Annotated in this window: 15 protein-coding genes; 11 read left to right on the top strand and 4 right to left on the bottom strand. The window is 57.0% G+C overall.

All coding sequences use genetic code 11. The features are described from left to right. Position 1: 1 nt before the first annotated feature. A complete protein-coding gene (locus tag INF58_RS00620) occupies positions 2 to 1,288 on the top strand; it encodes a TRAP transporter large permease (protein WP_063449991.1) in 1,287 nt (428 codons plus the stop codon). 93 nt (positions 1,289 to 1,381) lie between these two features. On the opposite strand, the gene zntA is transcribed toward INF58_RS00620, so the two are convergent. After that, positions 1,382 to 3,553 (bottom strand): Zn(II)/Cd(II)/Pb(II) translocating P-type ATPase ZntA, encoded by a 2,172-nt coding sequence (gene zntA, locus INF58_RS00615; protein WP_193526787.1) that lies wholly within the window; start codon positions 3,551 to 3,553, stop codon positions 1,382 to 1,384. A 76-nt stretch (positions 3,554 to 3,629) separates the two neighbouring features. Beyond that, on the bottom strand, positions 3,630 to 4,256 hold the full coding sequence (locus INF58_RS00610; protein ID WP_063865366.1) for a lysoplasmalogenase: 627 nt from the start codon (positions 4,254 to 4,256) through the stop codon (positions 3,630 to 3,632). A gap of 129 nt (positions 4,257 to 4,385) precedes the next feature. On the opposite strand from INF58_RS00610, the gene INF58_RS00605 reads away from it, so the two are divergent. After that, complete coding sequence (locus tag INF58_RS00605) at positions 4,386 to 4,745, top strand: DUF2500 domain-containing protein (RefSeq protein ID WP_063865367.1); 360 nt, start codon at positions 4,386 to 4,388, stop codon at positions 4,743 to 4,745. Positions 4,746 to 4,827: 82 nt separating this feature from the next. Here the strand turns inward: INF58_RS00605 and INF58_RS00600 are convergent, their stop codons facing one another. Beyond that, positions 4,828 to 5,109, bottom strand: coding sequence for a DUF1145 family protein (locus INF58_RS00600; protein WP_063449553.1), 282 nt, complete (start codon positions 5,107 to 5,109; stop codon positions 4,828 to 4,830). Continuing rightward, a complete protein-coding gene (gene rsmD, locus INF58_RS00595) occupies positions 5,093 to 5,695 on the bottom strand; it encodes a 16S rRNA (guanine(966)-N(2))-methyltransferase (protein ID WP_063449552.1) in 603 nt (200 codons plus the stop codon). Before rsmD ends, INF58_RS00600 begins: the two co-directional genes overlap by 17 nt. 126 nt (positions 5,696 to 5,821) lie before the next feature. On the opposite strand from rsmD, the gene ftsY reads away from it, so the two are divergent. The 9 genes from ftsY to INF58_RS00550 all read left to right on the top strand — a co-directional run bounded on the left by ftsY (position 5,822) and on the right by INF58_RS00550 (position 16,106). Further along, positions 5,822 to 7,282 (top strand): signal recognition particle-docking protein FtsY, encoded by a 1,461-nt coding sequence (ftsY, locus tag INF58_RS00590; protein WP_063865374.1) that lies wholly within the window; start codon positions 5,822 to 5,824, stop codon positions 7,280 to 7,282. Positions 7,283 to 7,284: 2 nt separating this feature from the next. Next, entirely contained in the window at positions 7,285 to 7,950 is a 666-nt protein-coding gene (gene ftsE, locus INF58_RS00585; RefSeq protein ID WP_063449550.1) for a cell division ATP-binding protein FtsE, read from the top strand. After that, positions 7,943 to 8,998, top strand: a complete 1,056-nt coding sequence (gene ftsX, locus INF58_RS00580; protein ID WP_063449549.1) for a permease-like cell division protein FtsX — start codon at positions 7,943 to 7,945, stop codon at positions 8,996 to 8,998. Before ftsE ends, ftsX begins: the two co-directional genes overlap by 8 nt. A gap of 250 nt (positions 8,999 to 9,248) precedes the next feature. Next, complete coding sequence (gene rpoH / locus INF58_RS00575) at positions 9,249 to 10,106, top strand: RNA polymerase sigma factor RpoH (protein WP_000159624.1); 858 nt, start codon at positions 9,249 to 9,251, stop codon at positions 10,104 to 10,106. 135 nt (positions 10,107 to 10,241) lie between these two features. Continuing rightward, positions 10,242 to 11,507 (top strand): 4-aminobutyrate--2-oxoglutarate transaminase, encoded by a 1,266-nt coding sequence (locus tag INF58_RS00570; RefSeq protein WP_193526786.1) that lies wholly within the window; start codon positions 10,242 to 10,244, stop codon positions 11,505 to 11,507. Between the two features lie 197 nt (positions 11,508 to 11,704). Further along, positions 11,705 to 12,805, top strand: coding sequence for a branched chain amino acid ABC transporter substrate-binding protein LivJ (gene livJ / locus INF58_RS00565; protein WP_015571474.1), 1,101 nt, complete (start codon positions 11,705 to 11,707; stop codon positions 12,803 to 12,805). A 411-nt stretch (positions 12,806 to 13,216) separates the two neighbouring features. Then, positions 13,217 to 13,768 carry a TetR/AcrR family transcriptional regulator gene (locus INF58_RS00560; RefSeq protein WP_107534124.1) on the top strand — a complete coding sequence of 184 codons (552 nt, stop codon included), beginning with the start codon at positions 13,217 to 13,219 and terminating at the stop codon, positions 13,766 to 13,768. A gap of 29 nt (positions 13,769 to 13,797) precedes the next feature. Beyond that, positions 13,798 to 14,175 carry a cupin domain-containing protein gene (locus INF58_RS00555; RefSeq protein ID WP_107534122.1) on the top strand — a complete coding sequence of 126 codons (378 nt, stop codon included), beginning with the start codon at positions 13,798 to 13,800 and terminating at the stop codon, positions 14,173 to 14,175. After that, positions 14,172 to 16,106 carry an aconitase family protein gene (locus INF58_RS00550; RefSeq protein WP_193526785.1) on the top strand — a complete coding sequence of 645 codons (1,935 nt, stop codon included), beginning with the start codon at positions 14,172 to 14,174 and terminating at the stop codon, positions 16,104 to 16,106. Before INF58_RS00555 ends, INF58_RS00550 begins: the two co-directional genes overlap by 4 nt. Positions 16,107 to 16,139 lie beyond the last annotated feature (33 nt).

Here is a 16,139-nt window from a genome sequence, read left to right as displayed (position 1 = left end):
AATGGATGCTTTTATTTTGTTATTCACCCTCGCCATTTTGCTGGCGCTGGGGATGCCGGTGGCCTTCGCCGTGGGCCTGAGCGCCGTCGCGGGCGCGCTGTGGATTGACCTGCCGCTGGAGGCGCTGATGATCCAGATCACCAGCGGGGTGAACAAATTCACGCTGCTGGCGATCCCGTTCTTCATCCTTGCCGGGGCGATCATGGCGGAAGGGGGCATTGCCCGACGGCTGGTTAACTTCGCGTACGTCTTTGTCGGCTTTATTCGCGGCGGGCTGTCGCTGGTGAACATCGTGGCTTCAACGTTCTTCGGCGCGATTTCCGGCTCGTCGGTGGCGGATACGGCGTCCATCGGCAGCGTGATGATCCCGGAGATGGAGAAGAAGGGCTACCCGCGCGAATACGCGGCGGCGGTCACGGCCAGCGGATCGGTACAGGCGATTTTAATCCCGCCCAGCCACAACTCGGTGATTTATTCCCTGGCGGCGGGGGGCACGGTCTCCATCGCCACGCTGTTTATCGCGGGCGTTTTGCCGGGCCTGCTGCTGGGCGTGAGCCTGATGGTGCTCTGTCTGTGCTTCGCCCGCAAGCGCGGCTACCCGAAGGGGGACAAAATCCCGTTCAGGCAGGCGCTGAAAATCATGCTCGATGCCCTGTGGGGGCTGATGACGGTGGTGATTATCCTCGGCGGGATCTTGTCCGGGATTTTTACCGCCACCGAATCTGCCGCCGTGGCCTGCCTGTGGGCGTTTTTCGTCACCATGTTTATCTACCGCGATTACAAATGGAGCGAACTGCCGAAGCTGATGTGCCGCACGGTGAAAACCGTCACCATCGTGATGATTTTAATCGGCTTTGCCGCGGCGTTTGGCGCGGTAATGACCTACATGCAGCTGCCGATGCGCATCACCGAGTTCTTCACGTCGCTGTCCGATAACAAGTACGTGATCCTGATGTATCTCAACGTCATGCTGCTGCTGATTGGCACGCTGATGGACATGGCGCCGATCATTCTGATCCTGACGCCGGTGCTGCTGCCGGTGACCAACGCGCTGGGGATCGACCCGGTGCACTTCGGGATGATCATGATGGTTAACCTGGGGATCGGGCTGATCACCCCGCCGGTCGGGTCGGTGCTGTTTGTGGCGAGCGCGGTAAGCAAGCAGAAGATTGAAACCGTGGTGCGGGCGATGCTGCCGTTCTACGGCATCCTGCTGGTGGTGCTGGGGATGGTGACGTATATCCCGGCGATATCATTGTGGCTGCCGAGGATGTTAGGGATGCAGTAGCGCCGTTTTTTGCCGGGTGGCGGCTGCGCCTTACCCGGCCTACGGTTCAGAGCCGTTGTAGGCCCGGTAAGGTGCAGCCGCCACCGGGCGTTTTTAGTGGCGTCGTAATAACCTCAATGCGTTCGCCGTGACCAGCACCGTCGCTCCGGTATCCGCCAGCACCGCCAGCCACAGTCCGGTCATGCCGAGCAGGGTCGTGACCAGAAAAATGCCCTTCAGCCCCAGCGCAATGCCGATGTTCTGGCGAATGTTGGTCCGCGTCGCCCGCGCAAGATCTATCATCTGCGCCAGCCCGGTCAGGCGGTTGTGCGTTAGCGCCGCGTCGGCGGTCTCCAGCGCCACGTCGGTGCCGCTGCCCATGGCAATGCCAATGGTTGAGGCTTTCATCGCCGGGGCATCGTTTATCCCGTCACCGACCATCGCCAGCGGGGCGCGGCTGTTCAGTTCAGTTACCGCGCTGACCTTGTCCGCAGGCAGTAATCCGGCCTTAAACGCCAGCCCCAGCTCATCGGCAATTGCGGCCGCCGCGCGCGGGTTATCGCCGGTCAGGATCACGCCCTGCACGCCCAGCCTGTGCAGCGCCTCGACGGCGTCTCTCGCATCGTCACGCAGGGTGTCGCGCAGGGCCAGCATGCCCATCGGTACGCCGTCCTGCATCACGGCAACGACCGTCTGACCGGCCTGCTCCAGCGCCTCAACCTGTGGCGTAGAGCGCGTGCCCGCCGCGACAATCAGCACTTTTTTGTCCTCGACCACGGCTTCAATCCCTGAACCGACCAGCGCTCGCTGAGCGGTTGCCGAAGGGATAGCCAGCCCGCGCGCCTGCGCTTCACGCACGATCGCCTGCGCAAGCGGGTGGGTGGAGCCCTGCTCCACGGCGGCGGCCAGAGTAAGCAGTTCTTTTTCGCTGATGTCCTGCGGATACACCCCGGTCACCTGCGGTTTGCCGACGGTCAGCGTACCGGTTTTATCGAAGGCGATGTGCTGGATCTGGCTCAGCTGTTCCAGCGCCGCGCCGCCCTTAATCAGCGCCCCGCGGCGTGCCGCCGCTGCCAGCCCGGAGGTAATCGCCGCCGGGGTGGAAATCACCAGTGCGCACGGGCAGCCGATCAGCAGCAGGGTCAGCCCTTTATAAATCCAGCCCTCCCACGGCGCGCCGAAGAACAGCGGTGGAACGACGGTGACCAGCAGCGCCACCAGCATGATGGCGGGCGTGTAAATCCGGCTGAAGCGGTCGATAAAGCGTTCGACCGGCGCGCGGCGCTCCTCGGCTTCTTCAATCAGCTTCAGGATGCGGTCGATGGCGCTGTCGCCCGGTTCAGAAAGCACCGTAAGCTGCACCAGACGGTCAACGCTGGTGGCTCCGGCAGGGACTTTTTCACCCGCCGCACGCTCTACAGGAATGGATTCCCCGGTCAGGGCGCTTTCATCAAAGCTCGCGGTGGCGGTAACGAGCGCCCCATCGGCCGGCAGGCGCCCACCTGCGGGCACTTCAATCACGTCGCCCGGGCGCAGGGCGTTAATGGCGACCGTTTCACGAGTACCGTCTATCACGCGCGTGGCGGTTTCCGGCTTCAGCGCCATCAGCGCGCTCACCCCCTTACGCGCCCGACTCGCCGCCCAGCCTTCAAGGCGTTCGCCGATTAAGAACAGCAGCAGCACCATCGCCGCTTCCGCCGTCGCGCCAATGAACAGCGCGCCGATGGCCGCCACGCTCATCAGCGTTTCGATGGCAAACCAGCTTCCGCTCCGCATCAGGCGTAGCGCCTGTCGGGCAATGGGGAACAGGCCGACCAGCGTGGTGGCGATAAACGCCAGGTTGCCGAACGGGTGGTTAACCTGTTCCAGCCCCCAGCTCAGGGCCATCATGATGATGAGGGTAATGAGCGGCAGGTTTTCTTTCAGGGGAGAGGTTTTTTCGGCAGGCGCCGTTTCGCTGCGCAGGGTATAGCCCGCCTTGCTGACGGCGGCTTCAACCTGCTTGCTGACGTCTTTTTCGGCGCTGACCATCAGCTTTTCGGTGGCAAACAGGACCTGAACGTGGTTCACGCCCGCTACCTGCTTCACCGCATTTTCCACTTTGCGGGCGCAGGCCGCGCAGTCCATACCGTTGACTACCCAGCTGTAGCGGTTGCCGCTTTCAGGAAGCGTTTGGATTGGTGTTTCGCACGTCCCTTCGCAGCAGCAGTCGTCTTTTGCCGGAACCGGGCTGAGCTTAAGTGCCGAGAACTGTGGAACTTTTTTAGGTGTTTCTGGAGTCGACATGGCAGTCTCCGGTAATGATAATTTTCTCATTAACCGCAGCATACACTCTGGAGTCGACTCCAGAGTCAAGCGTTATTTAGATATACAGCGAACGCACAATCAGGAAGTGCCCGGCGAAGTAACAGGCGGCGGAAATCGCATTATCCGCGCGGAAGCGGCGGCGATAGTGGCTACCCAGCCAGACGATATTGCCGAGCAGCAGCAGCGCGGCCCCGAAGAAGGCAGACATTGCCTGTGAGGTTGGGCGGAAGAACCACAGCTCACCGGCCAGCCACACCATCACCAGCGTCATGGCGATAAAGGTACACACCGGCAGACGCATCTCCTCCAGACGCGACCAGATCACCGCGATCAGCAGGGCGCCAATCACCAGCAGCACCAGCGGCAGCGGCCAGAAGATGGAGAGCGTCATCTGGCTGGCAAAATAGATGGTGTAAAGCAGATGCGACAGGAAGAACGCCCCCACGGCGTACAGCAGGCGCTGGCGCGGCAGCAGGGTTAAGGCATCGCCAATCAGGGAGGCACACAGCCCGGCGAGGACCAGATAGCTGATGGCGTTGAACATGGGGGCCTGCCAGGCAAGCAACAGCAGGAGCAATAGCGTGACGGGTTTAAACAACCAGCGCTGCCAGGCTGGGCCACGGTAGGACGCATCGACATAAAGCCATGCGGAAAAACAGACAGCGATAAATGACCAAAGCATATTAACTCCCTGTAACTGTTGAGGCTGAATAATCAGTTTCTGATCCAGTGTAGTGACGCGAGCGGGCGTTTGGCAATGCCGGGGCAGGCGAGGTATCCTGAATTCCGCATAATCTGATGGGATTTTTCAATGAGCAAGATGCCGCTGTTTTTCATCATCGTGGTGGCGATTATCGTCATTGCCGCCTCGTTTCGCTTCGTGCAGCAGCGCCGTGAGAAGGCCGACAACGATGCCGCGCCGCTGTTGCACAAGCGCGTGGTGGTGGCGAACAAACGCGAGAAACCGCTTAATGACCGCCGCTCTCGCCAGCAGCAGGTGACGCCTGCGGGGACAACGATGCGCTATGAAGCAAGCTTTAAGCCGGAAACCGGCGGGCTGGAGATGACCTTCCGCCTGGAGGCGCAGCAGTATCACCAGCTGACGGTGGGAGAGAAAGGTACGTTGAGCTACAAAGGGTCGCGGTTTGAAGGGTTTGAACCGGAGCTGTGACGCCGGGCGGCACTGCGTTTGCCCGGCCTACGGGGTTTTGTAGGCCCGGATCGCTGCGCGCCACCGGGCATCACACCGCACCTTACTTCTTCACCTGCGCCTTAAACTTCTTCATCCACACCAGCAGCTCAAACACGCCGAAAATAAACACCCGCAGCTGCTGCCAGCCGGTCATCGGTGGGCCATCTTTCGGCAGACCGTTTTTCAGCATCACCATCTGTAAGGCATGCATGAACGCGGTAAAAATCAGCGCCACGTTAACAAAGATATTCAGCGGGCGCGGGAATGGGTGCACCAGATTCAAAATCAAAAATGCCCAGACGCCCAGCATCAGCAAGCGCCCCACGTTAATCAGTACTGGCATCGGATCCTCCTTGTGCCTGACGGTGATACAGACGATAAGCCACCTGACCGGCGACCTTTTCGCGGTGCAGATCCCAGTGAACGGGAACGGGCGGCAGGCCATTTTCCACTTCGCTTTCAACGTAAATCAGCGCGTCGTCTGCCAGCCAGCCATTTTTTTCCAGCAACGATAACGTCTCTTCCAGCAGCCCTTTACGGAACGGCGGATCGACAAACACCACGTTGAACGGCGTCCCCTTTTGCGCAAGGAAGCTCAGCGTGTTGGTGTTCACTACCTTCGCGTTGGTTGCCTTCAGCGTAGCCAAATTTTGCTGTAACGTCTGCGCGACGCCGCGCTCCATCTCCAGCAGCGTGGCGCTGGCGGCATAGCGAGACAGCGCTTCCAGCCCCAGTGCGCCGCTTCCGGCGAAGCAGTCCAGGCAGTTGGCGTCTACCATTGACGGGGCAAGCCAGTTAAACAGCGTCTCGCGTACGCGGTCCGTGGTAGGGCGTAAACCGGGGCTGTCCGGCACCGGTAATTTCCGGCCTCGCCACTGACCGCCGATAATTCGAATTTGACCGGCCGGGGCGCGGGTGGGTTTCTTCATCTCAGGAAAGCTCTGTTAACAATGCCCTGCGATTGCGGGCGGTGATGTCAATTAAGTAAAGTGTTAGACTATTTCATCATTTTTTTAGCTTCCCTGTATATAGCGCCGCGAGGAGTGTAGTCGCAGATGGCAAAACAAAAAAAACGTGGCTTCTTTTCCTGGTTGGGTTTCGGTGAAAAAGAGCAAGAAACAGAACAGAAAACCGAAGAACAACAGGTTGTAGAAGAGCAGTCACAGCCTGAAACGCCTGTCGAAACCGCTGCGATTGTCGAAGCGGAAGAACCAGCGCACAGCAAAGAAGAGATTGAATCCTTTGCTGAAGAGGTGGTTGAGGTTACTGAACAGGTTCAGGAGAGCGAAAAACCAGAGCCGGTTATCGTAGAAACCCTTACCGAAGCGCCGCAGGCCGCTATCGAACACGAAGCGCTGCCGCTGCCGGAAGAGGTGAACACCGAAGAAGTATCTGCCGAAGAGTGGCAGGCCGAAGCGGAAACCGTTGAAATTGTTGAGGCGGTGGAAGAAGAAGCGGCCCTTGAGCCTGAACTGACCGACGAAGAGCTGGAAGCCCAGGCGCTGGCGGCGGAAGCCGCTGAAGAAGCGGTCATTGTTGTGCCGGTAGAAGAGCAGGCCGAAGACGAGATCGCTCAGGAGCAGGAAAAACCAACCAAAGAAGGTTTCTTCGCGCGCCTGAAACGCAGCCTGTTAAAAACCAAAGAAAACTTAGGTTCCGGATTTATCAGTCTGTTCCGCGGCAAAAAAATCGACGACGATCTGTTTGAGGAGCTGGAAGAACAGCTGCTGATCGCGGACGTGGGCGTGGAAACCACTCGGAAGATTATCACCAACCTGACCGAAGGGGCGAGCCGCAAGCAGCTGCGTGACGCCGAGGCGCTGTACGGCCTGCTGAAAGACGAGATGGGCGAAATTCTCGCAAAAGTTGACGAACCGCTTAATATTGAAGGCAAAATGCCCTTTGTTATTCTGATGGTTGGCGTCAACGGCGTGGGTAAAACCACCACCATCGGCAAGCTGGCGCGCCAGTTTGAGCAGCAGGGCAAATCGGTGATGCTGGCGGCGGGCGATACCTTCCGTGCGGCAGCGGTGGAGCAGCTCCAGGTGTGGGGCCAGCGCAACAACATTCCGGTGATTGCCCAGCACACCGGCGCGGATTCTGCGTCCGTGATTTTCGATGCCATCCAGGCGGCGAAGTCGCGTAACGTGGACGTGCTGATTGCGGATACCGCAGGGCGTTTGCAGAACAAATCGCACCTGATGGAAGAACTGAAGAAAATCGTTCGCGTCATGAAGAAGCTGGACGAAGAGGCACCGCATGAAATTATGCTGACTATCGACGCCAGCACCGGACAGAACGCCATTAGCCAGGCGAAGCTGTTCCATGAAGCGGTAGGACTGACCGGGATCACGCTGACCAAGCTGGACGGCACCGCGAAAGGCGGGGTGATCTTCTCCGTGGCCGACCAGTTCGGCATTCCTATCCGTTACATCGGTGTGGGCGAGCGTATTGAGGATTTACGTCCGTTTAAAGCGGACGACTTTATTGAGGCACTTTTTGCCCGAGAGGACTAACAATGATTCGCTTTGAACACGTCAGCAAGGCCTATCTCGGTGGGAGACAAGCGCTACAGGGGGTGACATTTCATCTCCAGCCAGGCGAGATGGCATTCCTGACCGGCCATTCCGGCGCGGGGAAAAGTACCCTGCTCAAGCTGATCTGTGGGATCGAGCGGCCAAGCGCCGGGAAAATCTGGTTCAGCGGCCATGACATTAGCCGTCTTAAGAACCGTGAAGTGCCGTTTCTGCGTCGTCAGATCGGCATGATTTTCCAGGATCACCACCTGCTGATGGATCGCACGGTTTTCGATAACGTCGCGATCCCGCTGATTATTGCTGGCGCCAGTTACGATGATATCCGCCGTCGCGTCTCTGCGGCGCTGGATAAGGTCGGGCTGCTGGACAAAGCGAAGAACTTCCCTATCCAGCTGTCCGGCGGTGAGCAGCAGCGCGTGGGCATTGCCCGTGCGGTGGTGAACAAGCCAGCCGTTTTGCTGGCGGATGAACCGACCGGTAACCTGGACGATGCCCTCTCCGAAGGCATCCTGCGTCTGTTTGAGGAATTTAACCGCGTGGGGGTAACGGTACTGATGGCGACGCACGATATGGGGCTGATCTCCCGCCGTTCGTACCGCATGCTGACCCTGAGCGACGGACATTTGCACGGAGGCCACGGTGAATAAGCGTGATGCAATGAACCAGATTCGGCAGTTCAGCAACCGGTTTGACCGTTTCCGCAAGCCTCAGGGCGGCGGGGACGGCAATCGCCATGCGCCTAAGCGTGCCAAAGCGACACCGAAGCCGAACTCCCGCAAAACCAACGTCTTTAACGAACAGGTGCGCTACGCCTTCCAGGGCGCGTTGCAGGATCTGAAAAGCAAACCGCTGGCGACGTTCCTGACGGTGATGGTGATTGCCATCTCCCTGACGCTGCCGAGCGTCTGCTACATGGTTTACAAAAACGTTAACCAGGCGGCGTCACAGTATTATCCGTCGCCGCAGATCACCGTTTATCTGGATAAAGCGCTCGACGATAACGCGGCGGCGCAGGTGGTCGGGCAGATTCAGGCTGAACAGGGCGTGGAGAAGGTGAACTATCTTTCTCGCGATGAAGCGCTGGGCGAGTTCCGCAACTGGTCCGGTTTCGGCGGGGCGCTGGATATGCTCGAAGAGAACCCGCTGCCTGCGGTGGCGGTGGTGATCCCGAAGCTGGATTTCCAGGGCACGGATTCGCTCAACACCCTGCGCGACCGCATTACCCGCATCAACGGGATTGATGAAGTGCGCATGGACGACAGCTGGTTTGCCCGTCTTGCCGCCCTGACCGGGCTGGTAGGACGCGTGTCGGCGATGATTGGCGTGCTGATGGTGGCGGCGGTCTTCCTCGTCATCGGTAACAGCGTTCGCCTGAGCATCTTCGCCCGTCGCGATACCATCAACGTGCAGAAGCTGATTGGCGCAACGGACGGTTTCATCCTGCGTCCGTTCCTTTACGGTGGCGCGCTGCTCGGTTTTTCCGGCGCATTTCTTTCACTGATATTGTCAGAAATTTTGGTGATGCGGCTTTCGTCTGCCGTCACCGAAGTGGCGCAGGTTTTCGGAACGAAGTTTGATATCAGTGGCTTAGGCTTCGATGAGTGCCTGCTTTTGCTGCTGGTCTGCTCCATGATCGGCTGGATAGCGGCATGGCTGGCAACAGTTCAACATTTACGCCACTTTACTCCCGACTAATAAAAGCGTGATATAATCTTTCCCTGCACCGAGATGTTCGCTTGCAGGGAAAGCGTCCCTGTCGTCTCTTCCCCTGTAATCATCTTCATGTCACATTTTGTGCGTAATTTATTCACGGTTGCACCTGGAACTTGTGGATAAAATCACTGTCTGATAAAAGAGTGAATGCTAATCTCGTTGCTCAAACGCTTTGGCATGGTTGTTGCCTGACGGGGACAACCTGGACCAGAAGAAACATTGAGAGGAATGAATGACCAAAGAAATGCAAACTTTAGCTTTAGCCCCTGTTGGTAACCTGGAATCTTACATCCGGGCTGCGAACACCTGGCCGATGTTAACGGCTGAGGAAGAAAAGGAGCTTGCTGAAAAGCTGCATTACCAGGGCGATCTGGAAGCAGCTAAAACGCTGATCCTGTCTCACCTGCGCTTTGTTGTTCACGTTGCTCGTAATTACGCGGGCTACGGCCTGCCGCAGGCGGACTTGATTCAGGAAGGTAACATTGGCCTGATGAAAGCGGTGCGTCGCTTTAACCCGGAAGTGGGTGTGCGACTGGTCTCCTTCGCCGTGCACTGGATCAAAGCGGAAATTCACGAATACGTTCTGCGTAACTGGCGTATTGTGAAGGTCGCCACGACGAAAGCGCAGCGCAAACTGTTCTTCAACCTGCGTAAAACCAAGCAGCGTCTGGGCTGGTTCAATCAGGATGAAGTGGAAATGGTCGCGCGCGAGCTGGGCGTTTCCAGCAAAGACGTCCGCGAGATGGAATCACGTATGGCCGCGCAGGACATGACGTTTGATATGTCTGCCGACGACGATGCGTCCGACAGCCAGCCGATGGCCCCGGTCCTGTATCTTCAGGATAAAACCTCTAACTTTGCTGACGGCATTGAAGAGGATAACTGGGAAGACCAGGCGGCAAACAAGCTGACCTTCGCGATGGAAGGCCTCGACGAGCGTAGCCAGGATATCATCCGTGCCCGCTGGCTGGACGAAGATAACAAGTCCACCTTGCAGGAGCTGGCCGACCGCTACGGCGTCTCCGCTGAACGTGTGCGTCAGCTTGAGAAGAACGCCATGAAAAAACTTCGCGCCGCTATCGAAGCGTAATTCAGGCGAAGTCCCCGATAACCCTCGAATGCAAATTCGGGGGTTCTGTTTTTTTAGCGCCCGCTCTGGCGAATTTCTCCCCCCTGGCAAACACTTACTGATGCGCTAAGCAGGCGACATTCTCAGGGGGGCAGGGTGAAAAATAACGAACTGAATGACCGACGTATGCAGGCAACGCCGCGCGGTATCGGCGTCATGTGTCACTTCTATGCCGATAAAGCCGAAAACGCCACGGTGTGGGACGTGGAAGGTAACGAGTATATTGATTTTGCCGCCGGGATCGCCGTGCTGAATACCGGCCATCGCCATCCAAAAGTTATCGCTGCCATCGAAAAACAGCTTCACGCCTTTACCCATACCGCTTATCAAATCGTCCCCTACGAAGGCTATGTGGCGCTTGCCGAGCGCATCAACCAGCGCGTGCCGATAGAGGGGCCGGCCAAAACCGCCTTTTTCTCAACCGGTGCAGAAGCGGTCGAAAACGCGGTGAAAATTGCCCGTGCGTACACCAGACGCCCCGGCCTCATCACCTTCGGCGGCGCGTTCCATGGTCGTACCTTTATGACCATGGCGCTGACCGGCAAAGTGGCGCCCTATAAGATCGGCTTCGGCCCGTTCCCCGGCTCGGTATACCACGCGCAATTCCCCAACGACCTGCACGAGGTCAGTACCGCCGAAGCGCTAAAAAGCCTGGAGCGCATTTTCAAAGCCGACATCGCGCCCGATCAGGTGGCGGCCATCATTATTGAACCGGTTCAGGGGGAAGGCGGGTTCAACGTCGCGCCCGCTGATTTCATGCAGGCGCTGCGTGCCCTGTGCGACACGCACGGTATTTTGCTGATTGCCGATGAAGTACAAACCGGTTTCGCCCGCACCGGCAAGCTGTTCTCAATGGAAAACCACTGCGTGAAGCCGGACCTCATCACCATGGCGAAAAGCCTGGCGGGCGGGATGCCGCTCTCAGCGGTATCGGGCCGTGCCGAGGTGATGGATGCGCCTGCGCCTGGCGGGCTGGGCGGTACCTACGCGGGCAACCCGCTGGCGATCGCCGCGGCCCATGCGGTGCTGGACGTGATTGACGAAGACAACCTCTGCACGCGCGCGTCTCATCTCGGCCATCATCTGGTCGAGGTGCTGAACAAAGCGAAGGATAGTTGTCCGTATATCGCCGATATCCGCGCGCAGGGCTCAATGGTGGCGGTTGAATTTAGCGATCCGCAAACCGGGCAGCCGTCGCCGGAATTTACCCGCCAGGTTCAGGAGCGCGCGCTGACGGAAGGGCTGCTGCTCCTGAGCTGCGGCGTTTACGGCAATGTGATCCGTTTTCTCTATCCGCTCACCATCCCCGAAGCACAGTTCCGTAAAGCGCTGGATATTATTTCCGCCTCGCTGACACGATAAAGCCAAACGCCCGGCTGAAATAACGGTCGGGCCTATCATATTTTCATTTCAAATTAGCTATTCCAAAATCATAAAAATGGGGTATGTTTTAGCAGAGTATGCTGAAAAAGCGCGAGCAGCAGGCCTATAACTGAAATAAAGCGCTACACAACAACATCACAACAATCGTTATAACCATAATAATGGGGAATCTCAGGATGAATATGAAGGGTAAAGCGTTACTGGCAGGATGTATCGCGTTGGCATTCAGCACCATGGCGCAGGCCGATATTAAAGTGGCCGTGGTGGGCGCGATGTCCGGTCCGGTAGCACAGTACGGCGACCAGGAATTTACGGGCGCAGAACAGGCGGTTGCAGACATTAATGCTAAGGGCGGTATCAAAGGCGAAAAGCTGCAAATCGTAAAATATGACGATGCCTGTGACCCGAAACAGGCGGTCGCGGTGGCGAACAAAGTGGTGAACGACGGCATCAAATATGTTATCGGTCACCTGTGCTCCTCCTCCACGCAGCCCGCATCTGATATCTACGAAGACGAAGGCATTCTGATGATCACCCCGGCAGCGACGGCACCCGAGCTGACCGCGCGCGGCTACAAGCTGATCCTGCGCACCACCGGTCTGGATTCCGATCAGGGCCCAACCGCCGCGAAATACATCGTGGAGAAAGTGAAGCCGCAGCGCATCGCGATTGTTCATGATAAACAGCAGTACGGTGAAGGCCTGGCGCGCGCGGTGCAGGACAACCTGAAAAAAGCGAACGCCAACGTGGTGTTCTTTGACGGTATCACCGCCGGCGAGAAAGATTTCTCTACCCTGGTGGCGCGTCTGAAGAAAGAGAATATCGACTTCGTTTACTACGGCGGCTATCACCCGGAAATGGGGCAGATCCTGCGTCAGGCGCGTGCGGCGGGTCTGAAGACTCAGTTCATGGGGCCAGAAGGCGTGGCGAACGTTTCCCTGTCTAACATCGCGGGTGAATCTGCCGAAGGCCTGCTGGTGACCAAGCCGAAGAACTACGACCAGGTACCTGCGAACAAACCAGTGGTGGATGCCATCAAGGCGAAGAAACAGGATCCAAGCGGTGCGTTCGTGTGGACCACCTACGCAGCATTGCAGTCTCTGCAAGCGGGCCTGAACCAGTCAGCCGATCCGGCGGAGATTGCCACCTGGCTGAAAGCGAATTCGGTAGAAACCGTGATGGGGCCGCTCTCATGGGATGAGAAGGGCGACCTGAAGGGCTTCGAGTTCGGCGTGTTTGACTGGCATGCGAACGGTACTGCCACCGACGCAAAATAATTTTCCTGCGGCGGGCGGGATTTACCGCTCGCCGTCTCTCCTCTCCTCGCTTTTTTCTTTCCCGCCTCCGGTTTTGTTTACTATCACTACAATATTATTTAGCGCCATCGCACTATGCTTTTGCCTGATGATTAAGAACAATCGGGCAAACCAGAAGGTGATATTGATCAAACAACATGTTTCAGGGCTTTTACTACCGCCTCGTCTGTGCTTTTCTTATGCACTTTTAGCGTAACCCAACGAATTTACTACATTTATTGTGGTTATTGCAGAGCAAAAAGGGGTGATGGAATTTTTATATCGGAATATTGCATATACATAAAATTAACATCTGTAACATTTGAGAGGGTCGATATTAACAACTTTTTGCTAATTTAGTGATTGCCATTTTACATACTAATAGGTACAAAAATGAAAACCAAAGACGCACTGATTAAAACCATGCAGGAACTTTTATGGACCCGTGGTTACTCCAACACTAGCCCGAAAGAGATACAACAGGTTTCTGGCGTTGGGCAAGGAAGCATGTATCACCACTTCAAAGGCAAGGCGGATCTGGCCCGACAGACGATCCTGCTTAACGCCGAGGAGCTACAAAAAGAGATTTCCACCATTTTGCATGCTGAGAAAAATGCACGTGAGCGAATTAAGGACTATCTGCTGCGTGAACGTGAAGTACTGGCTGGGTGCAGGATGGGCGGATTAGCGCAGGATAGCGAAGTGATTCGCGACGACACGCTACGTGAACCCATTGCGAACAATTTTGAATGGCTGATCGGCGAGCTGGAAAAAGTGCTGGAAGAGGGAAAAACCTCCGGTGAATTTTCTGCCGATCTGGATGTAAAACAAACGGCATTAACGCTCATTTCAGTCATGCAGGGGGCGTTTGTTATCGCCAGGGCAACCCAGTCCGAAGCGTATTACAAACAAGCTATTGCTGGAGTGATCGCAATGCTCAAATAAATACCGCCTGGCTTTTGGGAGAAGAGAGAATGAATAACGGTCTGCCCGTTACCCTGAACTTGTTTTCGGTGTTGAAGAATATTGATAGCGTCGCCTGGGAAGCCCACAGCACGCTTGATCGCAAGGATGCGCGCATTTTCGAACTTTTTCAGGATGATTCAGGGCAGCGCATCGCGCTAGTGCATTGCGCGCCGGGGGCATCTGCAAAATCTCATCTCCATACGGGGCATGAAACGTTTCTGATTCTGGATGGCACCTTTGAAGACGATAACGGTGTTTACCACCCCGGTGAGCTAATCTGCTACGCACCAGGCAGCGAGCACGCCTGGCGAACGCCGCAGGGCGCGCTCATCTATGCAGTCTGGGGCGGCCGCGTTGAAGCCGCTCTTACGGATGTCGCCGCATGAAACTGATGCTAACTCAGGCCAGAATATTATTCCTGGCGGCAGACCCGAACAAAATTACGGCTCAGCTTCGTGGCGAATCTCTTTCGCTGGCGCAGGCCAGGCCGCTGCGCGATAACATTTCCACCGATGAAATCACCCCTATCCCGGCGCTAGCCTACTACGACGAACGACTGGGAGCATTCGCTTGGACGGGCCTGAAGTGCGGCGCTGAAAATCCGATAGGAAAAAATGCCATCGTTGAGGCAGGGATGAACGTCGTGGTTGGCGGACTGCGCTACGGTAAAGGCTCATCCCGCGAGCATAGCCCGGTTGCGGAGAAGGCAGCTGGCGTACAGCTGGTCATCGCCGAAAGTTTTGAACGGATCTACCGGCAAAACGCCGATAACATAGGTTTGCTCACCTCCACTAACATGGCGCTGGTGGACAAACTGGCGCGCGGAGAAGCGCTCACCCTTGAAGAGATTGTTGCTGACCGGGAAGAGAGCGCCCGACGCGTTATCCAGTCCGGCGGGCTGCTGGCCTGGTGGAAAGGACAGATGGAGAAAAGCGGTCTGCCGCCTTTAGCCGCCACGAGCGAGCCGAAACCGATGACGCTGGGGGAGAAAATCATTGCCCGCCATCGTCTGGAGCAGGGAGATTTCCCCGGCACCGCGCTACTGCTGCGCCCGGACTGGCGCTTTATCCATGAGTATTACACCGCCATGTGTGGCCATATGCTGAAACGGACTTTTGGCCGCGAGCTGACCCTGTGGCAGCCGGATTCGATCATCACCTTTGAAGATCACCTGCCGTACATGCATCAAAGCAAAGTGCATATTGACGGGCAGCTTACCGGCGACCTGGAACACCTGCTGGCGGCTCACCGGGCGTTTACCCAAACGTGGGGATTGACGGCACACCGATACAACCCGGACGGCGAGGGTGCAGAAGGTATCTCCCATGCGCTGATGGCGGAGCGCCACGCCCTGCCTGGGCAGCTTATCATCGGCACCGATTCCCACACCCCACACTGTGGTGCGCTGGGCTGTTTGGCTGTGGGCGTCGGCAGCACCGATATGGCAGGCAGCATGGTTACCGGCGCTTTTCGTATGACGCCGCCGGAAACGGTGAAAGTAGTGTTCACCGGTACGCTGCCGGAAGGCACTGGCGCGAAAGATATGGTACTGCACCTGCTGGCAACGGAGTGGATCCGTCAGGGAGGTGGTATTGGCAAAATCTTTGAATTTTGTGGTGAGGCCGTCGAGGGATTATCGGTGGACGAACGCGCCACGCTCACCAATATGGTGGCAGAGTTGGGTGGCGTTTCAGGACTGGTGGCGCCCGATGCGCAGACTGTTGCCTTCCTGAAGGCCCGTCGCGGAATCGATTTCACCATTGAAGCGTGGATGCGTAGCGATGAGGGCGCGCATTACGCCTCAACAATGGTGATTGACTGCATCGATCTTGCGCCAATGATTGCACTGCCGGGCGATCCGGGTAATGGACTGGCGCTGTCGTCTTTGAGCGAGCCGGTTAAAATTGATATTGCCTACGGCGGTTCATGTACTGCGGGCAAGCGGGATGATTTTGATGAATATCATGCGGTGCTGGATTGGGCTTTATCCAGGGGTAAACAACTGCCGCCGGATGTGACGCTCTACCTACAGTTTGGCACCATGGATGTCTACGACTACTGTCGCGAGCAAGGGTATCTGGAGACGTTCCATCAGGCTGGGGCGATACTGCTCAAACCTGCCTGCGGTGCCTGCGCAAACTGCGGCCCCGGATCGTCGGTGGATGCTGGGCAGGTCACTATCAGCGCCATTAATCGAAATTTTCCTGGCCGCTCAGGTCCGGGGAAAGTCTGGCTAGGCAGCCCTTCGACGGTGGTCGCCAGCGCAATAAAGGGTGAAATAACCTCATTTAATGATTTAAAACGTCAGTACCGTTAATTCTACTTACTTACAATCAGCTCATTAACAGGG

Source organism: Enterobacter cloacae complex sp. P24RS (assembly GCF_014982165.1).
Classification (GTDB): Bacteria; Pseudomonadota; Gammaproteobacteria; order Enterobacterales; family Enterobacteriaceae; genus Enterobacter; species Enterobacter quasihormaechei.
Note: the sequence above shows the minus strand (reverse complement) of the source record. Positions and strands in the feature narration are given on the sequence as shown.